Source organism: Tissierella praeacuta (assembly GCF_040396155.1).
Classification (GTDB): Bacteria; Bacillota; Clostridia; order Tissierellales; family Tissierellaceae; genus Tissierella; species Tissierella praeacuta_A.
In genome coordinates this window covers 42,469-67,396 of the sequence record NZ_JBEBOY010000018.1, presented here as the reverse complement: position 1 = coordinate 67,396, position 24,928 = coordinate 42,469, and the positions used below count along the sequence as shown (strand labels likewise).

The window sequence follows — 24,928 nt, the reverse complement described above, 5'->3', positions numbered from 1 at the left end:
ATGTGCATAATATTTTAATTAAATTATCTGTCTACTTGACATGGGTCAGTTCATAGGATAGTGGTCTTTTTGCCTAATATTTATATATCTAATTCTTTATAATTCATCAAAAGAGGGTATAGATGTGATATAGTTACTGTAAGTTATCATGTTGCTAAGGGGGTATGAATTATGTTTAGAATAGCGATTTGTGATGATGAACAGATAATAGGTTCACAAATTGAGAATATATTATTGGATTATTCGGAAAGAACTGGTTTAGAGATAGATATTATAGTATTTTCTTCAGGGGAAGAATTGTACAAATATATGGAATCGAGTCATACCTTTGACCTAATATATTTAGATATTGAAATGGAATGTATGAATGGACTTGAAGTTGGAAAGAAGATAAGAAATACGATGCAGAATCATAAAACGGACATTGTTTATATCTCAGGTAAAGATGGTTATGATCGTCAGCTGTTTGATGTACAGCCCTTGCACTTTATTCCAAAACCTATTGATCCGAATAAAGTGATAGAAGATCTAAGGCTAGCTATGACTAGGGCAGACAAACTAGGGGGGATATTTGCATATAAAAAAGGAAATGAATCACATAAAGTACCAATAAAGGATATCATATATTTTGAGAGTCTTGGCAGAGAAACAAGAATTGTTACTGTAAAAGGTGAAGATATTTTTTATGGGGTAATGCAGAATATATTTGAGATAGTTAGGAAATATCAATTTATTAAAATTCATAGATCCTACATAGTTAATTATAATCATATATCTATTTTTAGATATGAGGAAGTTATTATGTCAAATGAGATCATATTACCCATAAGTCAAGCGAGAAGAAAAGAAGTTAAAGATATACAGTTGAGTATAGAGCAGGAGGAATAAGTAGTGAGCATCGATATATATAATTCCATTTATATTTTTAGCAATATTTTTATGACTTATACAATATATAAGTTTATGAAGATATTTTATGTAAGGGAAAATACAAATAAAAAGGCAATGGAAATAGGGTCTTATATTATATATTTTATAGCTATTACTATCCTACATATTTTTGTTAAGATCCCTATTATACTCTTGATTTCAAATCTGGGACTTTTCTTAATGCTAACATTAAATTATAAGGGTAGTTTTAAAAAGAGGTTTTTGACAACTTTTTTAATATACCTTACTTTAATGTGCATTGAAATGATAATTGTTTTATCTACAGGATATTTTAAATTAGATCTTTTAATAAGAAATGATTATGAATCAATTTTAGGAATTATTATTATAAGAATAGTATCATATTTTGTAGTACTGATTATAGGAAGCTACAAAAATATTCGTCAAGGAGATATTGTTCCTAATACCTACTGGTTATGCATACTTATTATACCAATAGGAACATTATATCTACTAATTACAATATTTATGGTAAGTGGGCTTGCATCTGTAACAATATTTATGTCTATAGCATTGGTATTATTTATTAATTTCGCAACGTTTTACTTATATGACGAAATTTCAAGAATATTATCAGAGGAGAAAGATAAGATACTTATGCAACAGCAAAATAAGTATTATGAAAAGCAGCTTGAACTAATGAGGGCATCTTTGAAATCTATAAAAACAATAAAGCATGATTTAAAGAACCATATGACATCTTTATATGCCTTAGTAGAAGAGAATAAAAATGAAGAGGTATTAGAATATCTATCGGGAGTGATAAAAGTGTTTAATAATAATGAAGGTTTAGCATCAACAGGAAATACTGTTATAGACAGCATAATTAACTTTAAATTACGAGAAGCGGAAAAGGAGAAGATTGCTGTAAATATAGATTTAAATATTCCTAGAGAACTAAACATTCCTTCATTTGACATAACCATCATTCTAGGAAACTTATTAGATAATGCATTAAATGCAGTAAAAAAATTAGAAAAAGATAGGTATATAGATATTAAAATCAAATATACAAAAGGACGATTAATTGTAAAGATAGATAACACCTTTGATGGAATAATCATAAAAGAAAAAGGTAAAATTATTACTTCACATAGGGATAAAACCAATCATGGTTTAGGGTTAGAAAGTGTAAAAACAGTTTTAGAAAAATACAATGGGCTTATAGAATTTAAATATGATAGCAATATATTCCATACGGCATTATTAATGTTTGTTGAATGAGAACAAAAAAATTGTTCAGCTAATAGCTGGACAGGCAAATATTTTCCATGAGGCATAATGGTTTATTTTAAAGAGTGGACTATTTTATAATATACTACATTGTGCATTAGGTGTTATTGAAGAGTATAGTAAAATTGGAAATGTAATAGATTTAATTATTCAAGAGAATAGTAAAAATATTAGGAAAGATTGACAAGTAGGAGGAGATAAAGAATTAATAGGAAGGAGCATATTTGTATTATAAGCAATTACTTTCATCAAATGACTAAGACCTTCAAGTATCGTTAAGTGTAGATACTTGAAGGTCTATTTTTTCAGTGAAGGTTCAGGATATGTAGTGGGTCAATTTATCAAATATGATTCGTATTTAACAAATTGAGTATCTGACTTTGAAATCAGGAACTTTTAGTAACAATAATAGGGTTTATAGCATTAAATTCTGTTAAAAATCTTAGTTCACTACATTAATATATATAGTTCATGACAATCCCTGGCACAGAAAAATAAAATTGTTATAATTAATACAAGATTGTTGCTATTGTAAAGTAAAAATGTACAGGCATATAAAAGAGATTTAGTATTATGAAGGATTAATTTTGAGTTTGAAGTAAAACATGGCTAGTATTAGAAGTGACGATTTCTAATTAATATAAAGCTAGCACTTTGAACGTTCATGAAATAGTAAATGATTTTATTAATATATAGATACTATATCTACATATTAATGAAAGACCAAAACGAAAGGTGGTAAGTTATAATGTTAAATATCAGGTCACCAAATAAAATTAAGACCAATTAGGTATCTTATAACTTAAATAATACTTAGCAATAAGTATGTGAAAGGATATTCTGAAGTCTTATTGTTGAAGCAAATAGCATTTAAGAAAGGTTTTTTAATCTAAAATAGTTATTTAGTTAGAGATTTAAAACAGAAAGTTGTTAGAAACGGACTTAAAAAATAAAGTCAGGAGGTAATAAAATGAAAAAAATATTTATATTGAGTTTATGTGTTATGTTATGTTTGACTTCTGTAATTGCTTATGCGGATGAAGATAAGGAAAAATTTGAGGATCAATCATATCCAACATTCATAATAGTTAAAGGAGAAGAAAATATAAAAGCATATGAGGAAGCAGGTATTATAAAACCATCTCCCGAAAGATACGAATTTCTAAAATTGCCAGAGATAGGTACTATGGGAACTAGCGTACCTACTAAGACTTGGGATCTAAACGATTCATCAAGATACTTTAGTTATTCTTTCAGCTCCTATATATACTCCGACTATAAATATCTGCCTTGTCCAGATTCTCTTGGATCAACAGGATATGGAATATATCATTATTTTGAACCCGATGCAAGGCAAAAAATCCGACTTTCATTCTACAGTAGTAATGGGGATTTTGAGTTTAATTCGCCGATACTCGATTTGGATGATGTAACAGCTTATGGCACTGCTGTAAAAAATAAAGCTTATTATATTAAGTATACAAGTACACAAGGAACAAGAATAAGCGGTTCAGGTGAAGTGTATTAATGGTAAAAGTTTACTCAAAAATATCGTCAACACTTTTGTTGACGATATTTTTACATTTATATTCAATTCTATAATAATAATGTAAGGTTTACGGGTAATGAAGTGTCTAATATAGTAAGGAGGGGTAGAAATGGGCAGAAAAATACTAACTGAAGAGCACTTCAATAGCTTAATTGATGAATATGGTACGGAAATTCTGAGACTATGTTATCTTTATCTAAAAGACTATCAACTTGCGGAGGATGCTTGTCAGGACACATTTTTAAAAGTTTATAAGAGTTTTCATAGCTTCAACGGGCTTTCAACGGAAAAAACTTGGATTACAAAGATATGTATTAATACATGTAAAAATTATCTGCGGAATCCATGGAAAAGAAAGGTTATACTAGAAAATAAAGAGTTTATTCAAGGGGAAGTTTCCGACAAAGAAATATTTGCCGAATTAGAAAAAAGTGAGTTGTTCAACTCTATAATGAAATTAAGAAAGAACTATAAGGAAATTATTTTAATGTATTATTATCAACAATTATCAGTTAATGAAATATCACAAATTCTGGATATTTCGGAGTCAAATGCTTTTACCCGTCTCTCAAGAGCAAGGCAATTATTAAAGGATGAATTAGGAGGAATCATTTATGAATAATCTTGAAAATCTAAAAGATTACATAGACAATAATATGAAAAGCATAAGAATTACAGATAACACTAAAAGGAATATACAGTATAAAATCAGAAAAAATAAGCATAATCGCTTAAAACCAGTAGCAGTTATTATCTTACCTATCATGATACTGTCTTTGTTAGCTTTTAATGAGCAGATAAGTTATGCTACCCAAAAGCTATTCAGTTATCTTCCAGGCACAAATAAAATATTTCACAACGATGGAGAAAATAAGGTGTATGGATTGTTAGGTTCGGTAGAAATGTCTGATAAAGAAAAATACATAAAGGTAAATACTGCTTACAATGAGGATAAGACTGTCACACTGACAATGGAAGGCAATGTAACAATTGAAAAAGAAATAGAAAGATATATAACTATAGTAGATGAGGAAAATAATAAAGCAAAGCTTATATCAAGCGACATAATTATAAATCTTGATGACTATCAATGGAGCGCCCGATGTACTTATGAATTCCGAAAAGTTACAAATAATTTTAATATTGTTTATGATAAATTTAATATACCTGTTATTATGACTGAACTGCCTGAAATTCCTCTTGAGAATCATAACTATATTTCCATCCAAAACATTAATGCAGATATTGCTGTAGTAACAGGTTATGTGGAAAATAAATTAGAAGTCAGTATATTATCACAGTCTTCTGATGAGGTAAAATCCATATCTTTTCCACTTAAGGATATTTATCTTTTAGATTCAAAAGGAAATAAATTTTATAGTATAGATAATAACAATGAAAATACACTTTACTTTGATAAAAAATTGGAGAATGGGATTAAATTAGTTATTCCACATATCTTTATTACAGATAACGATGTACGCTCTAATGTGAATATAAGTAAATACGATTCTTTTCCTGTTAAATTCAGCCTTGGTGATAATGAATTAGTAATTAGTAATGCTGAATGGGATGAATATAATGAAAAATTTAATTATAGAACCACTGAGAACAACAACTATAGAATAGAAGAGAAAGCACAAAAGATAAAATTTACTATTAGTAAAACTTTAGAAGGTACTAATGAATTAAAATTACAAAATGTTTCAGCTGATGTAAATAAAGATCAATTAAATGAATATATGGCGGAAGATGTAAGAGTTATATGGGATGATCCTTATAGAGATGCAGATTCACAAATTTCTGAAGAAGAGAATATCAAAATAATTCTTTCTAATATAAAAAATATACAAGATAAAGTTAACATAACTTTTTATGCTCCTGTTTATAGTACATGTGACAAAGTAATTATTCCATTAAGACCTTGAAGATAATACACATAAGGGAAAGACGTTGAAAAATGTGAAATAAAGATAGTTTATAAAATAGAAGGAAAGGGATTTTGAAATCAATAGATATGAAAAATAAATCTTTATGGGGATAGGTTTGATTGTATGTCTTGGTCTTTCATATTGGCTATGTAGATTTGCATTTTTTTGAAGTGCATGACATGAAGTTTTGGCCATAATATTGTATGACACATATTTATAAAGAATCCATTTAAAAACTGAGAATAATAATTATTTTGTTCTCAGTTTTTATTGTTTAAATAATGTATAGCATGAATCAGAATGGATTACATTTTAATTTTCTAGAGGAACTCAGATTTTATAAAACTTGGATATTTAGAATCTTTATTAACAGAAATAGAAAGAAACTACAGCATTAAAATCTTAGTTCATGACATTAAAATATATAGTTTATAGCAATTTCCCGCACAAAAAAACAATAATGTTATAATTAATACAATGTAGTTGTTTCATTGTATGTAGTAAGTGTGCAGAAGCGATTATCCTAATATCCATGTGCTATAAAGTCGGACAAGCATAATGGATTTTAACTAGTAGTGATGCAGACTTATATTATTATGTCGCAGTTTATGGCGCTTATGAAGTTCGAGGGGGCGAATCAGCGGTAGCGTATACAGTGACAATATATTAATTACCACATAAATTTAGGAACCACCTTCCAAAACGTATTGGACCCTACTTCTTAGAAAAGAAATATACACTTACTAAAGTGGAGGAAAACCTTAAATATATTTAAAAATAGATTCTAATTTTAGATATCTGCTTTAACTTTATTATGATATATATAATCTCATATTTATTTTAGACAAGTACTTACCTAGATTATATATAATACAATGAAAAAATGAGATAAAAAATTGAATAAAACAAAATAAGCGCTCTGACATTTTAAATAAAGTGTTGGGGCTATTTTTATACTTTTTCAAATAATAAGGAATTTAAAAAGCCGAGAATAACGATTTTGTTATTCTCGGCTTTTTATTTATCAAAAGATAAGGGGGAAGTATGAAGCGTTGGGAAACTTATATTGCTAGATATCCGTGATCTTCTGATTTTTTCTAATTAAACAAAAATGAAAAAATTGGAGGAATACGAATGGCAAACTTTATGAATGCTTACATTCTTGAAAAGACTGGAGGTATAGATAAAGAACAATATTATGTTTCATTTTTTGACGGAAATTATGTACTTCATAGGATAGAGATTAACTTTGATATTTATTCTGCTTTATTTGAATTAAATAAAAGAGATAGGAATCTTACTCGTTCAGATGAAAGAAATCTAGAACATTCAGAGCTTACTGATGAAACTCTTAGCAGAAGAATCTTTGAAAAGTCAAAAGGTATAGAAGAAATTATACTAGAAAAAGAAATGAAAACTGAATTTTGGAAAGCAATAGGGGAATTACCTGATGTTCAAAGAAAAAGATTACTTTTATATTATGATTATGGATTTTCACTAAAAGAAATTGCAAAAATGGAAAACTGTTCTATACGTGCAGTTAAGTATAGTATAGACATTGCAAAAAAGAAATTAAAAGAAAAAATAAAAAAGTTTTAAATTTAGACTTCAAAAACAGGCTTCAAATGTGGAAACAGGTGAAGGGGTATTTTCCTCTTCCCTGTTTTTTATTTTACAGGTTGTACTTTGAAAATTAAATATCCGATTTCATAAATACATTAGCTGATAAGCCAGAGACGGAAAAGCGACAATGGAAGATGCGCCAAGACCACCTGTATAAGCAGATATTATTTCTGCTGGTATAAAAGTCGGCCTTCTAAGGTGCAGAGCGGCACCCATCTGTTCCAGAAAATAATCTGTGGTAGATTGTTCGCCATAACCTTATCAGCCTATAATGATACTTCTGCCCAGCCACAGACATCCCAATGGGGGCAGCCAGCGGAGATCCCGGTGGAGGTGAAATTCCTATGATGAAGAATAACCAACTTCAGTTTATGAAATCGCCCTATAAGCCTTTTACTTTTATAAGGCTTTATGTGTTGGGGATAGTAGTGTCTAAGTACAACACATACTTTTAAATATCTTATGATTTTAATATTAGAAGCAATGGGGATCGCCTATTTAAGGCAAGATATTATATATGTTTTTGCCAAATAAAGCGGTCCCTATTTTTGTGATATTAAGAAGATGAGAAAAAAGATATTTATGATAGTAAAAATAGAAATATATAAAAGAAATTACATAAAAAAGTATATAGAATGGAGGAAGAGTAATGACAAAGGAACAATTATCTAAGGAAGTAGAATATAAAATGGCATTAAAATTATTAAAGATATTACTAAATAGGGGAATGATTACTGATGAAGAATATTTAAGAATAGATGAATTAAACCGTCAGACCTTTTCTCCAGAACTTCGGGAAGTATATGTGTAATAACACTAGCTATATTGAATTTAGTGTGGTAGTGTATGTTGCTAACAGGAAGTAAAATATGGAGAAAGGAGGATAAAATTATGGCAAAGAAAGTAAGGAAAATAGAACCTGTACACCAAAAAGTCATACTAGAATTACAGCCTAAAAAAAGAGTATGTGCTTATGCAAGGGTTAGTACAGATTCAATAGACCAGCAAGGATCATTCCATGCTCAAGTAGATTATTATAAGAAATTTATAGGAAAAAGAGATGACTGGGAATATGCAGGGATTTATGCTGATGAAGCTAGAAGTGGTACTCAGATTAAAAAGAGAGATGAGTTTTTACAGATGATAAAAGATTGTGAAGATGGAAAGATTGATATGATTATTACTAAATCAGTCACAAGATTCGCAAGAAATACTGTAGATAGCATCAAGGCCATAAGAAAATTAAAGGCACTTGGAATAGGAGTATATTTTGAGAAAGAAAATATCAATACCTTATCAGAAAAAAGTGAGATGTTACTAACCATATTAAGCTCCATAGCCCAAGGAGAATCAGAAACCATATCTACCAATAATAAATGGGGAATTAGAAAAAGGTTTGAAGATGGAACATTTAAATTAAGCACTCCTGCCTATGGATATACTAAGGATGAAGATGGGGAGCTGATAATTAAAGAAGATGAAGCTAAGGTTGTCCGAAGAATTTTCACTGAGTATCTGAATGGTAAAGGTTCCTACGTAATAGCTAGGGGATTAAATGAAGATAATATACCAACCATAAGATTAGCAGAAGAATGGCAGGATAGTGTAGTAAAAGAAATCTTACAAAATCCCATATATGAAGGAGATTTATTATTACAAAAGACATATACAACTGAGGTGCTTCCCTTTCAAAGAAAAGTGAATAAAGGAGAACTGCCTCAGTATTTTATTGAAAATAATCATGAACCTATTATCTCTAGAGAAGAAGGACAGCTGGTCCGTGAGATTTATGAATACCGAAGAAATCAAATGGGCATAGACGATAGTGGAAAATACCAAAATAGATATGAGTTTAGTAGTAGGATTATCTGCAGTGAATGTGGAAGTACCCTCCGTAGACAAAAGATTTATATAGGAAAACCCTATGAGAAAGTCCAGTGGTGCTGTATTCAGCATATAAGAGATATTAATAAATGCAGTATGAAAGCTGTAAGGGAAGATATTATAAAAGAAGCCTTCCTTACCATGTGGAACAAATTAGTAAGCAACTATACAGATATCTTACATCCACTTCTTGAATCCTTAAAAGACTTAAGAACTAATGAAGAGCAGGAAGAAGAAATAAAGGAGTTAAACAATAAAATAATGGAACTAACAGAGCAGAGTCATATCCTAAGTAGAGTGGTATCGAAAGGGTATATTGACTCTGCTGTTTTTATAGAAAGACAAAATGCCCTGACAGTAGAAGTAGAGGCGACAAAGAAAAGGAGAAACCAACTACTAGATAATAACGGTTTTGAAAAGGAGATAGAAGGAACTTTACGATTACTAGACCTTATAAAATACAATCCAGAAATCATAGAAGACTACGATGAAAATTTATTTATCCATACAGTAGATAAAATTATTATAGAGAAAGATTATGAAGTTACATTCAGACTTATTAATAATCTAGAACTAACAGAATATCAAGGAAAGTGAGGTGCTAGATATGCAAAGACGTATGCCAATAGGCTATAAAATAGTAGATGGAAAAATAGTGCCCAATGCTGAGAAAGTAGAAACAATACAAAAAATATTTAAAGACTATTTAAAGGGAGCATCTATGATTACCATAGCAAAGGAATTAACGGTCACAGGATTTCTTAATGCAAATAATAAGCCTAATTGGAATCATGGCTCAGTAGGTAGGATACTAGAAAATACTAAATATTTAGGAGATAGTATGTATCCTCAAATAATAGATAAGGGCACCTTTGAATTAGTACAGCAACAAAGAAAGTCTAAAAATAAAAAATTAGCCAGAACACCTGAAATTAATACAAGGAAAAATCAAAGCATATTTACCAGTAAATTAAAATGTGGAGAATGTGGGGAGATTTATCGCAAATACATTGAACATGCAGGAAGACCATCAGAAAAGAGCAACTGGAAATGCAAAAGATACGTCTACCAGAATAGAGTTCATTGCAGAAACTTATTTCTAACTGGAAAAGATATAAAGAATGTTTTTATATCAGCAACAAATAAAGTTCTATCAAGAATGTGGATGTTAGATAAGGAGAAGAAAAGAAAACCAACGAAGATGACAGTGGAAATTAAAAATATAGAGGAACGAATCAAAGAGTTAGAGGATGAAAAACGATTTTCATCAAAGGAACTAGCAGAGCTAATATTTAAAAGGGCAAAGGTCTACTACAGTATATCTACAATAGATGATTATGATTACAAGACTAAGAAGATGAAAGAAGAAATTCTTGATAAAGAACTACTGACAGAATTTGATGAAGAATTATTTCTAAATATAGTAAAAGAGATAACCATTTATAAAGATGGAAAAATCCAAGTGAAATATATAAATGGAATCATAGTGGAGGAGGGACATGAGATAAGAAAGGGTGAATGAAATGGCAATGCCAAAAAAGAAAGTAGCCTTTATACCAGCACAACCAATTTATGATAGAAATATAAGGGCAGAGTTAAAAGTTCTAAGAGTAGCAGCCTACTGTAGAGTTAGTACTACCTTGGAACAGCAGGAAGGAAGTTATGAGGCTCAGGTATCTTACTATACAGAGAAGATAAAAAATAATCCAAACTGGAAAAATGCAGGGATTTATGCAGATGATGGTAAATCAGCAACGAATACGAAAAAGAGAGATGATTTTAATGCCATGATAGAAGACTGTATGGCAGGAAAAATAGATATGGTTTTAACAAAATCTGTCAGCAGATTTGCAAGAAACACTGTAGATTCCCTCCAAACCATAAGAAAACTAAAAGAAAAAAATATAGCCGTATATTTTGAGAAGGAAAATATCAATACCTTAGATGGTACAGGGGAATTATTAATTACAATCCTAAGCAGTCAAGCACAAGAGGAAAGTAGAAACTTAAGTGAAAATACAAAATGGGGAATAACAAGAAGATTTGAAAATGGAATTATTTCAATCAATCATAAAAAATTCATGGGTTATACAAAAGATGAAGATGGAGAACTGGTCATAGTACCTGAAGAAGCAGAGATAGTAAAACGAATTTATAGAATGTATTTAGAAGGTAGCAGTATACTAGAGATTACTAGAGCCCTAGAGGCAGATGAAATTAAAACTGCCACAGGGAAAGACACATGGCATCCTGGAGTAATAGAAAAAATGCTAGTCAATGAAAAATATATGGGAGATGCCCTGCTGCAAAAAACCTATACAGTAGATTTTTTAACTAAGAAGCGAGTAAAGAATAACGGAATCGTACCCCAATACTATATTGAAGATAATCATGAGGCAATTATACCAAAGGAATTATTTTATAAAGTACAGGAAGAAAAGGCAAGAAGAGCCAGCCTCAACAAATCGGCAGTTACAAGAAAAGCCAATAAGGCAAAAAAGGAAAAAAGTAAATTCAGCTCCAAATATGCACTAACAGAAATCTTAGTATGTGCCGAATGTGGACATCCATACAGAAGACAAGTCTGGTCAAAATATGGACAAAAAAGTGCGGTATGGAGATGTGAAAATAGGCTAAAAAATGGTGCAAAAGCCACTTGCAAGCACTCACCTACCCTTAAAGAAGAACCATTACATGATATCATTATGACAGCTATAAATAGTGTAGTAGAAAACAATGGAGATTTTATAGGAGCATTTAGAGAGAATGTCATCAGAGTTATAGGTGGATACTCTACAAAGGATATCCCTACAGAATATGATGAGAAGATAGAATCTCTGCAAAAAGAAATGCTAACCTTAATCGAAGAAAATGCAAAACAAGGAGCTGTGGCAGAAGATTTTGATGATGAATACAAAAGGATATCAGAACAGATAAATGAGCTGAAAAAGGCAAAATTAAGACTTGTACAGGAGAAGAAACAGGCAGAAAGCTACGAAGAGCGACTAGCTGAAATGGACAGTACCTTAAAGACTGTAAGACCACAAGTAAGAGAGTTTGATGAGGAGTTAGTTAGAAGATTAATTAAGACCATTAAAGTTAACAAAGGAGAAAGGCTAGAGATACAGTTTGAATCAGGAATAGTCATGGAGCAGATGGTAGATTATTATGATTAAGGGTATAGGAGCAGTAACAAGGATTTAGGACAAGTTACTGCTCTGATGGTAATATAAATATGCCAAGATTAAAGTCCTCAGATGATATGCTGAGGGTTTTAGTTTTGGCATAAAACAATATAGTGAAATTGTGCTTATTGGATGTTGACTTATAGTATTCATCACTATAAAGTTACTATGAGGTGGTATGCGATTATGGATATTATTAAGGTTTTTACTTGTAACGCAGAGAAATATTGCACATTAAAAGGACTATGGCAAGAGAAGCCTTTGCCGAAAAAGTGGGACTATATAGGATTTATATTAGCTATTTAGAACGTGAAAAGAGAAGTATTGCATTGGACAATATTCAAAAAATTGCTGATGCACTTGAAATAGAAACATATTTACTGTTTATTGATAGTACATCGGAAAAAGACTTAATGAAAAAAATGCCCGCTAACATGTTATAATTAAGATGCAATCAAAACTAAACAATGGATCATTTAAGAAACATTCAAAGAGAATTTTCAACATGCATAAATTCATTTACCACACTATTTGTTATGCAATAGAAAATATTCTTGTTAAGGCCAAATTTGGAATTTAAAGTTTTATAACCCAAAATCCTAAATCACAACAATTTGATTCATGCAAATACTTTAATTTAGCGGTTTCTTAATTCCTAGTTTCTAATTTTAGGGAAGCTCAAACTTAAATTATATTGAAAAAAAAATATATATTGATATAATCCAATTATAATTATTTATTAAATCATTAAGAAAGGGTGGAGTTAATGGGGTATTCTTTTATAACAGCTGCTGCTAAACATTTAAGTATGGTAGAAATAGATAATTGGAGTAGTAATCAACATGAGTTTAATGGGGTTGCGTCATTGAGACGTATGTTTGGAACAAAAAGACAATATTTTAATGCAACATTTATTTATTATGATAATACTGGTGAAGTAATGCAAGAATATGGAGAAGTTACTTGGTATGATGCAAGAGAGGCTCATCCAACTAGAACTGAATACAGATTATACTACACTGAGAATAGTGTTGTAAGAAGAGCTAGTATTAATGATTTGCTAATTGTAGGAAAAAAGAGCGACAATACAATAGTTGTTATAATTGCAAAAAGTGGATGCTCATACTATGATTTATTTATGAAATTATTTGGTTTAACTAACATTACTAACACATATGTACTTTATGATAGAATAGCAATATAGTTTTATAAAGATACGATTATATTTACTACTTAAATGATATTCAAAATTAATAAAAATTTATACTTAGCATTATATTATGAATCGATTTTTATATAGTCGGATATATATAAAGCAAATGATAATTTGTGTTAATTGTAACAAATTTATTTAAGTAATTTAAGGGGGTTAATATGGACTTATTTGATCTAAATCAATTAGCTGTTCAAGCTAAAACTAGATATGCAAGCAGTTATAGAAATTATGAGGTTAAGTTACATCAAGGATTTAAGATGGCATTTGAAAATTTTTTACAAAATAAAGGGAATTCAATTATTTTTCTTAACTATTCAGCGGAAATAACTATAGGAGCCTCTCATAATAAGATATTTCTTCCAAATCAATGGTTTTGTATAGCTACGTTTTTGGCGGAATTTGTAAAAGAATTAATAAAATATAAAGAAACCCTTGACCATATAAGGGCAGAGGGTAATCATGGTCTAACGAATAAAAGTTTTTGGGATGCAGTTAAAAGCCAAAAGGGGCGTGAATCTAACTTAATAGATGAACCTTTAAAATCTGCTATTGAAGATTATTTTCAAGACGATACTGAAAGTATGAATTTTATGAAAAAATTTTTAACAGATTATTCATGGTGGAACGGTAGCAAAACAATAGACAGAGCAGATTATTATGTTTCACCAGTATTAAACATTTTAGGAGTTGTTAATGTTGCCCAAGCTTATATAGCTGAAATTATTTACTCGTATGCTACTGACGACGATCTTATGAGTGAGGCAATTAAATTACTTGAGGAAATAGAGAATGATGCATTAATTGATGAAATTATGAGTGGTGGAAAAAATCTAATTGTCTATGGAGCTCCAGGAACTGGAAAGAGTAGATATGTAAATGATAATTATGTAAATATAACCAGAGTAGTTTTTCACTCTGAATATACCTATTATGATTTTGTGGGAACTTATAAGCCTATACCTCTATATAAAGAATCCGATAGTATACTGAAAACTATTGATGGAAATGAATTTGAACTAGGCGAACCATTAATTAATTATAGCTTTGTACCAGGACCATTTATTTCAATAATTTTAAACGCGCTTAGGCAACCAACACAAATGCATACTTTACTAATAGAAGAAATAAATCGTGCAAATGCTGCAGCAGTTTTTGGGGATATGTTTCAACTATTAGACCGAAAAAGCGATGGAACTAGTGAATATACCATAACTCCCTCGAAAGAATTATATAATTACTTACTATCACAAAGAGACATAGCTACTTATTTTGAGAATGGGCTTTTTCTTCCACCTAATTTGAATATTATAGCAACAATGAATAGTGCTGATCAAGGTGTATTTGTATTAGACTCAGCCTTTAAGAGAAGATGGAATTTTAAATATATACCTATTATTGAAGATTTGTTTGCTCATCAAGATGCGTTAGTACCATATGCGGGAAGAAATATTAAGTGGAAATATATGTTGAAATGCATAAATGATAAGTTAAAAGACAACAGAGTAGAAGAAGATCGCCTTATTGGACAATACTTTATTAATACTGATGAAATATTAAATTCAAGCTTTTTAACATCTAAATTATTTATCTATCTATGGGATGATGTACTTAGACATAAGAGAACAGCATTTTTTGCAGAAGGTTTAAGAACATATTCAGAGCTGATTTCTGCATATTATGATGGACAAGATGTATTAAATATTTTAGATTTAATAAGAGAAATTCAGGCTATAGAAAGGAATCAAGACACTGAAGTATCAGAAGATGAGTCAGAAGAAGAGTGATAAGATTAAACTTTAAGAAAGAGGAGATACAATGTATATAGAAAAGATAAACACATATATATTTGTTGAACAGGTAAAATATCAATTAAATAGTATCTCCCCAAAAATCAAAAACATTATGCGAGAATATGATTGTTTAAAAATAAAAGGGAAAGAAATATGGTTTAAAGCTACCGGTTTTTTAGCTTGTGATAATATTTTGGTTATTATCTTTCCCAAGGGGTATGTCGTTGGAGATAATGTAAGATTATTAAATGATGCACGCTTGTTATTTGCTGTTCTAATGAAATACCAGAAAGATACTATTTTAGAGCCAGAAGAAATGAGACTATTGGGCGGAGGTAATGGGAGTGTAAATTCTAGTATCTTTACTGCATTCAAATTGATTGAAGATTATAAAGTAAATGGTCTACTTAAGCGTAATATGAAAATTACAACTAACCAGTTTACTGGAAATGTAAATTGGGCTAGTACTATAAATAAAAAAATACCTATCTTCTCTAATGGTTATCCAATATATCACGATGCGATATATAAAAAGAGCAAACATGATGGAAATAGCATGCTTATTAGTTTGCATAAATATGCCATCTCTAAAAGTGTAACAAGCTTTGGTTGGTTATTTGGGTTGAGTGAACATGATTTTAGCGATTATAGAACTGAAATTCCATGTGAATTAACAAAAGCGATACATTTTCTAGAGATTGAACTAAGGAATACCTTTATTCAGAGAGAAATAGATATTATAAAATGGATCATGAATATATTACTAGAAAAGGACTGTCAAGATACTTCAGTTACCGTAGAAATGTTGCTTACGAAATCTTTTTATTATGTGTGGGAAGCAATATGTAGCAAGATTCTAGGAAACCAATATTCTACACTAAAAGTGTTATTGCCTCAGCCCATATGGGAAATTTATAACTGTAGTAATCCTCCAGCAATATCACATAGACCGGATATATTAATAACCAGAAAAAACAGGTTTTATATATTAGATGCCAAGTATTATGATGTCAATACCAGTCTTCCAGGATGGCATGATGCAGTGAAGCAGTTTTTTTATGGGTTATCTATAAGAAAAAGTATTGAAGAAAGTAATGATTTAATCACTAATGAAGAATTAAAAAAAAGAGTAGCAGATGTTACTATCTATGAAAATGCCTTTGTATTACCATCCTTTAATAAAGAAGAAGTTTCAAAATTGGGCTCCATTACGGTGCCAAATATTTGTGAATATGGTAAAATAGATGTATTTATTATTGATGCGAGATTAGCTATGAAGTGCTATATAGGTGAAAAGAAATACAGTTTCATGAATAAGATTGAATCTTTAATAGGTTGAATTAAGAGAGTCGCTATATTCAATTATATAGCGACTTCTAGTTTTTTACTATGCTTTTGTTTTTTGAAAAAATCAAAAGCATTGAGCTGTTCAACCATTTTATCAGACACCGCTTTCACAACAGGTATTGCAACTGAATTTCCAAATTGCTTGTATGCTTGCGTATCAGAAACTGGAATGATAAAGCTTTCAGGAAACCCTTGTAATCTTGCACATTCTCTAGGAGTTAATTTACGTGGATTTTTATTATCGCCTTGAGAAATTAGAATTTCGCTCCCATCTTTGTAATACCTAGCACTCAATGTATTTGTATAAGAACTTGAAGCATCAAATAATGAGAATCCGAAACCATTCCCTTTCATTTTATGTTCTCTTTTTCTTCTTAAATGTCCTTCATATAATCTATCACTGATTGTATATTTTTCATCAACACTTTCTTCTAGAATATCTCCTACTTTAGTAATAGGTTTAGGTGGAATTGGAAATTTAAACTCGAAGTTATCATTAATAGAGAAGTATTCTTTATCAAATCCAACTATAAATAATCTTTCTCTATTCTGAGGAACTCCAAAATCAGCTGCTCTCAATACGTCAGTATCGACAGTATAGTTTAATTCTTTAAGATGTTCAATTATTATTTTTAAAGTTCTACCTCTGTCATGCCCTTTTAATTGTTTTACATTTTCTAGAAGAAATGCCTTAGGTCTTTTATCAGCAATAATTCTTTCAATTTCAAAAAAAAGTGTTCCTCTTGTATCAGAAAAGCCTTTTTTCAAGCCAGCTTGAGAAAAGGGTTGACATGGAAAACCCGCTAATAAGATATCAAAACTAGGAATTGAATCTGAGGTTATATTTGTTATATCTCCAGCTGGAGAATCTCCAAAATTTATTTTATAAGTTTTTTGTGCAAACTTATCCCATTCTGACGTGAATACGCATTTTCCACCATTTTGTTGAAAAGGAATACGAATACCTCCAATACCTGCAAATAAATCTATAAAAGTAAAAAGATAATTATCTGATGAATTCTCAGCAAGAGGAGTTTCATTTGCAAAATTTAATATAGCTTGGATTTCAATATTTGAAGGATGAGATTCACCATTTTCCCATCTTCTTAATGTACGATCGCCATTTTTTCCAAGGCCTAAAGCATCTGAGAATTCTTTTTGTGTAAGACCTAATTGTATTCGTTTTTCTTTTATTTGTTGTCCTATGTCCATATGCATGCCTCCTTAGGTCATTATGTCCTCATAATAACACAAATAAACGTTTTTGTAAAGACTAAAGTTTTTATAAAAAATACAGATAGAAGATAATACAGAGTACTACTTATAGGTGAATTTTATGAGAATCAATATAAGTTTAAAACCAATATTTATAAAATAACTGACTAATTTCTTCTTATTATTGAATAGAAGATGAATAAAAATTCTTTTCAAATTATGGACAAATACATTTTTTCTGAGTATAAAATTAATTTATTGTTTGGAATATTGAAATTAGAATACCATTTAACATACTATAGATATACAAGAGGAGGAATGATTGTCATGCCATTATCAACGCCAAGAGGAAAACAAGAAGAGGTTCTTGATTTATTAGAACAAGGATATTATGTAGTTTTAGGAATTGCGAGGAGTGAAAAGCTTGAATCAGGTATTGTCGTGCAACAGACGGTATACTATTATGAATAAAGATAGTAGGAGCAGAAACTAGGATAGAGTGTTACTGCCTTGGTAGCAATAACAATATGCTAAGACTAAAATCCTCAGGTTGACTGAGGACTTTATTGTTGGCAGATTACTAGATACAGATAAATGAAATATTTGAAAAAATTTGGCAAATAATACAATTCTGAGTTGAGAAATATTGGAATATGCTATAAAATGATAATAACGATGTCGTTTTATAGCGTTATTTGAAAGGAATGATATACTTGAAAGATTATTATAGTTAGTAACTATGTAAAAGAAGAGTATAGACAAAATAAAGCTTTACATATGAGTTAATTCATAGAGTTGAGGAGGATTATTATATAGTTTTGTAATAGCTGTTGGTCGATAAATGTATATAAGATATAGCTACAACATTAATAGAAAGATAAATTCTGTAAAATAATGGGGGAATTATATGTATCTAAAAAGCATATTACTTGAAAACTTTAGAAAATTTCGAGATAAAGATAATATAATTGAGTTTATAAATGCAGAAGATTATAAGAAAGATCTAGACATTAATATAGCTCCTAAAACAACATTAATAATTGGTAAAAATAATTGTGGAAAGACAACAGTAATAGATTCTTTAAATAAGTTGATTAACGGTATACCATTTAGAGCAACAGATTTTAATTTCAATTATCTGAAAGAATTATTAGAGCTATATACAGATGAATATTTAGATACTGAAACTATAAAGCTACCTGAATTAAAGTTTGTTATTACAGTTGGAATTGATAACAATAAAGAAGACTTATTAACAAATATTATTCCATTTATGTCACTTGAAGATACAAAAAAATCAGAAATAGAAATTACAATTATGTGGACAATAAAGGATAGTGAATTATTCATCAAAGATTTAAAAAAATTCATTCAAAAAGATTTTAAAAGTCAAAAATTTGATAGATTTTTAGATTTGATTGATAAATCTGAGTATGAAGTTTCATATTTTAACTCTAATAATGAAAAACGAAAAGGCTTTTCTTTAAAAAGTTTGATTGAATTGACTTCGATCAAAGCAAATAATATTAATAATGATAATTGTTTATCGGAAGCTTTTCGTAAGATTATAGATTATAGGTACACTAAAGTTATTGATCCTTTAATTGCCGATAAATTAGATACTCAAATTGTTAATATTAATGAAAACTTAACTGAAGACATAAGTGAGCAACATACTAATAACATTAATTTATCATTAAGCAAAATTGTTTTGGGAGAGAAGTGTCAGATTTTACTAAAGTCCGACTTGAATTTTCAAAAGCTTATTAAGAATATCTTAAAATATGAATATATAGAGGGGAATAACAACATACCTGAACAACAGTTTGGATTAGGGTATACTAATTTAATGATGATTATTGCTGAGATAATTACATATATGGAAAAATATCCAGAAACATCATTTAATAGTCACATTAATCTGATTTCTATAGAAGAACCAGAAACTTTTATGCATCCACAAATGCAGGAGCAGTTTATAAAAAATATTAATGAAATGATCACTTCTCTTCTTGAAAATAATAATAAGCATGTAAATAGTCAGATTATCATAACGACACATTCATCCCATATTCTTAACAGCAAGATACATGAAGGAAATACATTTAATAATATTAACTATATCACAACTGATAATGGCTATTCAAAATCAGTTTGCTTAAATGATAGTGTAGTAGTTGAGCGTGCTAAAAGCCAAAAAAAGCAATGTGAAAGAGAACAAAACCTTAGATTTCTTAAGAAACATATTAAATATAAGGTGTCTGAATTATTTTTTGCAGATGCTGTCATATTCGTTGAAGGAATAACAGAGTATACACTACTTCAACACTATTTAAATATAAATTCCAAGCTTAACAAGTACTACATTTCAATATTTTTAGCAGATGGTGCTCATGCTAAAGTTTATGAAAACCTAATTGTAGCTTTAAGTATACCTACTTTGATTATTACAGACATTGATATTAAACGTGAAAAATTTGAGAAAGGAGAAAAAGATAAAGAAAATCCGGATAAGCAACTAGAATATTTACAAATTTGTAAATTACAGATAAGTGACAGAAAAACTACCAATAGCACGCTATCTCATTTTTATGGAAGTGAAAATGTTGAAAATATTGTTCGAGGAGATTATAAGCAGATAGATAATTTGATGATACTTTGCCAAAAAGATCCTATAGAAAATTATTATGCTACTAGTTTTGAAGAGGCTTTTATATTAACCAATTCACAGAACTATATAGTTAATAGTACGTTAGAGAAGGTTAAACCTGATGTATATAAAAATATTATTAATGATGGTGGTATTGTAAAAAATTCGTTTAAATTGCAAAAAAAATTATCAGATTCTAAAAGTGATTTTGCAAATACATTGCTATATGAAGTTTTAGTATGTAATGATGAAACAAGTATTCCTAAACTACCTAAATATATTGAAGATGGGTTACAGTTCTTACAAGATAGATTGGGAGGTAGCTAAAAGTGTATACTAAGAATTTATCTATTTTAACTGAAAATAAAATTAGGGAACAACAAGTTTTTGAGAAAATTATACAATGTATTGATAGGAAAAAAAGCATGGTTTTTGATGCTGGAGCAGGTGCTGGAAAAACTTATGCATTAGTACAATCATTAAAATATATTATAAGTCAGTACGGTAAAGACTTAAAGTTTCATAATCAGAAAGTTCTATGCATAACATATACTAATGTTGCAGTTTCTGAAGTTAAAGAGAGAATAGGAAACAGCAGTTTAATTTTAGTGTCTACTATTCATGAATGTGTTTGGGATATCATAGAGCCATATCAAAAGCAGCTTGTAGAAATTCACTATGATAAATTGCAAGATGAGCTCTATACGATGGAAGAATCACTAGAAAGTGAAAAATGGGCGGAAAAATATAGAGATTTGTCTAAAGAAGAAAAGAATGCTTTCCTAGAAATGATGATTGAAAAAAAAGAAGATTACTATAAATATAGAAATGAAAGAGCAGCAATATTTAGATCCTCATTACCTGATATATCAAAAGATTATTCTAAACTAATGAGCAATGTTGAAAACTTTAAAAAAATAGTGAACAAGCTGTTTACAATCATAAGATATAAAGAAACTATTAACAAAATAGAAGCTAATGAAAGTAAATTTAATAAAGTAAAGTATGATGCACGATTTAACAATGATAGGCTTGAGTCAATGAGAATCAGCCATGATACTTTATTAGAATACACTGAAAAACTTGTTCAGAAAAGCGATCTGCTAAAACAAATTATTTGTAATAGATGTCCATTCGTTTTAGTAGATGAATATCAAGATACAAATCCAAAAGTGATCAATATATTACGTCTTTTGGAGGAATATTCTAAAGTAATTCAACATGATTTTTTTGTAGGATATTATGGAGATGTAAAGCAAAATATCTATGATACTGGTGTTGGAAGTAATTTTTATGATATTCACAAAGGGCTAAATCGAATACAAAAAACATTCAATAGAAGATCAGCAACAGAAATAATAAATGTAGCTAATCATATTAGAAATGATGACTTAAAACAGGAAACAATATATGACAATTTTTCTAAAGGCAGTGTGTTTTTTTATAATATTAAGATTAGTAGTCAGGAATTCATTGATGCACATATTAAAAAGTGGAATATTACGGAAAAAAACAAACTACATTGTTTTGAATTAACTAATGAGCTTGTTGCACAGAAAAGTGGATTTGAAAATATTTATAATTTTTTTAGTAATTCAGCTTGGTATAAAAGAGGAACAAACTATAAATTATTACGTGATCATGTTTTAAGTTTGGATATCAAGAAACTAGGCATAGTACAAAACTTACTGTTTAGAATTTTAGATTTTAGATCTAAAATTCTACAAGATAAAACAATGATTTTGGATGTTATTCTTGATGAAGTAATAAGAGATATAAATATCCTAGAACTAAGAAATTTAATAGAAAAATTAAGAAAAATTACGGGAGAAACGTTGGGAGACTATATTAAAAGTATGTTTTCAGAATATAATAGAGGAGATGATAAATATGATAAATGTTTAGAATATATAATGAGTGAAGGCATTAAATCTTATTCTGACATTGAAAATTTTATTCTAAATCAACTTTATTTTTTTGGCGAGGAAGAACAATCAGATAATTATATTCAAGTAAGTAAAGATGCTGTATCTGATTTCCTTAGAGGTAGTATGACTGAATTTGATTTATGGTATTCTTTTATTATGGATAAAAGTGAAGGCAATATTATTTATCATACATACCATGGAACAAAGGGATTGGAGTTTGATAATGTAATAATCTTTATGCAATCTAAGTTTGGAAGAGATAATGATTACTTTAGTCGATTGCTAAGGGTTTTATCTATGAAAAATGAAGTAGAAGAAAAAAATACAAAAATAGAAGAGGCTAGGAATTTATTTTATGTTGCAGTGACAAGATCTGTTCTAAATTTAAGTGTAGTTTATTCAGACGATATAACTGATTTCAAAGAGCAAATTGAAAATGTCTTTGGCGACATTAAGTATGAAATCTAACTTAGTAGAAAATTTTATATGTTTTAATAAAGCATAAAAGAACCATCCCTTTGTGCGAAGAAAAATTTCACCAATACTATCCAAGTCAATATAGACTTAACACTTAACACAAAATGGTAATAGATGATACCTGTGGTATTTTTGTTTATCTGATTGATTAAACAGTTAGATGTAGGTTTAAACTTGGATAAAATGCTACACTTAATGGTTTATTTTAGCATTATAGCTTAATGGATAGGGTTTACATGGTTTACTATGAAAAATTGTATTATATGCAAGAAGTTGTCGTTTAATTTATGGAATCTGCTAAAACGTAGAGTGTATAATTAGAGAAAAAGTAAAGTCAATTATTCTGTTATTTAGATATTCTCCTCGTTAAAATGGAGAAAATTATTATAAACTTGAAACTCATTTACAAGTAATTCGTAGATTATTGATTCTAAGGATCTATCATGATGAACATTAGATATGAAATGAGGCTAGTAGAGACTAGGGTTGTCACTCCGCTATTCATCATCACCTTGATGTTTTTACTTATTTTGTTAGTAATTATATTAGAAACAGGCAATCACCTACTAGAGAGGTTATTAAAGGAGGAGATGGCAATGTTCAAAAATACAGTAAAGGGATTCGGCGAAGTAATTTTGGCATTTGGGGTTAATATGGTCAGTGGAGTGATACTGGCCTGATTTCATATTGATTGGGAGGTAGAGTTTTTATGATTCAAGAATTGATTAATCTAATATCAGATGTTGAAGGAAAGGAGTTAAAAAACTATTCAAGAATAAATAAACATTACGATATTGCACCTATAAATACAAATGGAAGTCCTATTGAAGATGCTTCAGCAAGGCCTACTCTTGTATTTGATATTTTGGATGATGAATTGGCAGTAAAGTGGATATACCTGAACGTGCAAAATCAGGGGCTTGGAACAAGAATCATTCAATGGTTTATAGACTATTGCAGAAAGAACGGTATTGGTAAAATATCTATTCGTTTGGTTGGAGAAGATAATAGCAGAATGAGAACTTTATCTGAAAAACTGGGTTTCAGAGTTATCAGAAAAAGAAACTGTAGTTTGGATTATGAGTTATTAGTAGAGGATTAAGTAATGGCAAAAAAACAGAAACTAATTAAAATTGGTGAATGTGCCTTATGTAAAACAGATAATATTGAACTTAGGGAAAGTCATATAATACCCAAATTTGTTTATCGTAGGATGCAAGAATTTCCAAATTCAAGGTTTAGAAACTTGTATCAGATAAAAGATATTTACCAAGATGGCGAAAAAAGGCCCATGCTATGCAATGGCTGTGAGCAGTTTTTTAATAAGTTTGAGACACCGTATACAAATAGGATTCTTGATCCGTATTTAAAGGGTGAAGACCCGAAAGAGTTATCTGATGATATTATGAACAACTTCATTAACTCAATGAGCTGGAGAATTGTTTATGATGATTTGTATAATAATGAATCCTTTATAGGTACAAGCCATAGGAATATATTTGTATGTATTGAAAATTCATTGTGGAAACACTTAAATGAAGTTAGAATTGGAGCAACAAGTCGTGGGAACATTGAACACTTCAAAAACCATATTTTCAAAATAGATGACTTCAATTATAAGTTACCTGTGAAGGAGTTATTTAGTCACACGACATTTGGGTATTGTCATTCGAATGAGTATGGAAATTACTTTATTATAATTTATTTTTTGGACTTGGTTTTTGTAACTGAGTTTATACCAATGTTTATTGGTACAGATGGTTTGATTAAGAATATTATTAACCATCAGAAAAGAATGAATGTAAAGGCAAGAGTAAAAGAGGAACTTCTCAAATGTGCATATGATGTAGCAAAACAGTTTAATGATAACGAAAAGATTCTTGAAGAAGGGTTAAGAGACACCATTAGTAAGAGGTATAAATAAGAGAGCTGATAAGTTGAAAGGCTAG

21 protein-coding genes are annotated in these 24,928 nt (G+C 29.5%); 20 read left to right on the top strand and 1 reads right to left on the bottom strand.

What is annotated here, in order from left to right; genetic code table 11:
- The first annotated feature begins 171 nt into the window (after positions 1–171).
- From ABWP20_RS10435 to ABWP20_RS10370, 14 genes are all read left to right on the top strand, one after another.
- Positions 172–888: a LytR/AlgR family response regulator transcription factor gene (locus ABWP20_RS10435; RefSeq protein WP_353095738.1), complete on the top strand. Its 717-nt coding sequence runs from the start codon at positions 172–174 to the stop codon at positions 886–888.
- Between the two features lie 3 nt (positions 889–891).
- Positions 892–2,175 carry a sensor histidine kinase gene (locus tag ABWP20_RS10430; RefSeq protein ID WP_353095737.1) on the top strand — a complete coding sequence of 428 codons (1,284 nt, stop codon included), beginning with the start codon at positions 892–894 and terminating at the stop codon, positions 2,173–2,175.
- A gap of 979 nt (positions 2,176–3,154) precedes the next feature.
- Positions 3,155–3,712, top strand: a complete 558-nt coding sequence (locus tag ABWP20_RS10425; protein ID WP_353095736.1) for a hypothetical protein — start codon at positions 3,155–3,157, stop codon at positions 3,710–3,712.
- 130 nt (positions 3,713–3,842) lie between these two features.
- Positions 3,843–4,355: an RNA polymerase sigma factor gene (locus ABWP20_RS10420; RefSeq protein ID WP_353095735.1), complete on the top strand. Its 513-nt coding sequence runs from the start codon at positions 3,843–3,845 to the stop codon at positions 4,353–4,355.
- Positions 4,348–5,661 (top strand): hypothetical protein, encoded by a 1,314-nt coding sequence (locus ABWP20_RS10415; protein ID WP_353095734.1) that lies wholly within the window; start codon positions 4,348–4,350, stop codon positions 5,659–5,661. Before ABWP20_RS10420 ends, ABWP20_RS10415 begins: the two co-directional genes overlap by 8 nt.
- 1,137 nt (positions 5,662–6,798) lie before the next feature.
- Positions 6,799–7,263 carry an RNA polymerase sigma factor gene (locus ABWP20_RS10410; RefSeq protein ID WP_216585261.1) on the top strand — a complete coding sequence of 155 codons (465 nt, stop codon included), beginning with the start codon at positions 6,799–6,801 and terminating at the stop codon, positions 7,261–7,263.
- Between the two features lie 673 nt (positions 7,264–7,936).
- On the top strand, positions 7,937–8,098 hold the full coding sequence (locus tag ABWP20_RS10405; protein WP_353095733.1) for an SHOCT domain-containing protein: 162 nt from the start codon (positions 7,937–7,939) through the stop codon (positions 8,096–8,098).
- 80 nt (positions 8,099–8,178) lie between these two features.
- Positions 8,179–9,768, top strand: a complete 1,590-nt coding sequence (locus tag ABWP20_RS10400) for a recombinase family protein (protein WP_353095732.1) — start codon at positions 8,179–8,181, stop codon at positions 9,766–9,768.
- Between the two features lie 10 nt (positions 9,769–9,778).
- Entirely contained in the window at positions 9,779–10,693 is a 915-nt protein-coding gene (locus tag ABWP20_RS10395; RefSeq protein ID WP_353095731.1) for a recombinase family protein, read from the top strand.
- A gap of 1 nt (position 10,694) precedes the next feature.
- A complete protein-coding gene (locus ABWP20_RS10390) occupies positions 10,695–12,347 on the top strand; it encodes a recombinase family protein (RefSeq protein ID WP_503012533.1) in 1,653 nt (550 codons plus the stop codon).
- Between the two features lie 236 nt (positions 12,348–12,583).
- Positions 12,584–12,799: a helix-turn-helix domain-containing protein gene (locus ABWP20_RS10385; RefSeq protein WP_353095730.1), complete on the top strand. Its 216-nt coding sequence runs from the start codon at positions 12,584–12,586 to the stop codon at positions 12,797–12,799.
- A gap of 323 nt (positions 12,800–13,122) precedes the next feature.
- Entirely contained in the window at positions 13,123–13,560 is a 438-nt protein-coding gene (locus ABWP20_RS10380; protein WP_353095729.1) for a hypothetical protein, read from the top strand.
- Between the two features lie 170 nt (positions 13,561–13,730).
- Entirely contained in the window at positions 13,731–15,356 is a 1,626-nt protein-coding gene (locus ABWP20_RS10375; RefSeq protein WP_353095728.1) for an AAA family ATPase, read from the top strand.
- 31 nt (positions 15,357–15,387) lie between these two features.
- Entirely contained in the window at positions 15,388–16,701 is a 1,314-nt protein-coding gene (locus ABWP20_RS10370; protein WP_353095727.1) for an LlaJI family restriction endonuclease, read from the top strand.
- Between the two features lie 23 nt (positions 16,702–16,724).
- Here ABWP20_RS10370 and ABWP20_RS10365 read toward each other — a convergent pair whose 3' ends face one another.
- Complete coding sequence (locus ABWP20_RS10365) at positions 16,725–17,921, bottom strand: DNA cytosine methyltransferase (protein ID WP_353095726.1); 1,197 nt, start codon at positions 17,919–17,921, stop codon at positions 16,725–16,727.
- Between the two features lie 330 nt (positions 17,922–18,251).
- Between ABWP20_RS10365 and ABWP20_RS10360 the strand changes: the two genes are divergently transcribed.
- The 6 genes from ABWP20_RS10360 (at position 18,252) to ABWP20_RS10335 (ending at position 24,903) form a co-directional block, all read left to right on the top strand.
- Entirely contained in the window at positions 18,252–18,395 is a 144-nt protein-coding gene (locus tag ABWP20_RS10360; RefSeq protein WP_353095725.1) for a hypothetical protein, read from the top strand.
- 436 nt (positions 18,396–18,831) lie between these two features.
- Positions 18,832–20,901, top strand: coding sequence for an ATP-dependent nuclease (locus ABWP20_RS10355; protein WP_353095724.1), 2,070 nt, complete (start codon positions 18,832–18,834; stop codon positions 20,899–20,901).
- A gap of 2 nt (positions 20,902–20,903) precedes the next feature.
- Positions 20,904–22,970, top strand: a complete 2,067-nt coding sequence (locus ABWP20_RS10350; protein ID WP_353095723.1) for a UvrD-helicase domain-containing protein — start codon at positions 20,904–20,906, stop codon at positions 22,968–22,970.
- 452 nt (positions 22,971–23,422) lie between these two features.
- Positions 23,423–23,659, top strand: coding sequence for a hypothetical protein (locus ABWP20_RS10345; RefSeq protein WP_353095722.1), 237 nt, complete (start codon positions 23,423–23,425; stop codon positions 23,657–23,659).
- A gap of 29 nt (positions 23,660–23,688) precedes the next feature.
- On the top strand, positions 23,689–24,081 hold the full coding sequence (locus ABWP20_RS10340; protein ID WP_353095721.1) for a GNAT family N-acetyltransferase: 393 nt from the start codon (positions 23,689–23,691) through the stop codon (positions 24,079–24,081).
- 3 nt (positions 24,082–24,084) lie between these two features.
- On the top strand, positions 24,085–24,903 hold the full coding sequence (locus ABWP20_RS10335; protein ID WP_353095720.1) for a hypothetical protein: 819 nt from the start codon (positions 24,085–24,087) through the stop codon (positions 24,901–24,903).
- Positions 24,904–24,928: the final 25 nt, after the last annotated feature.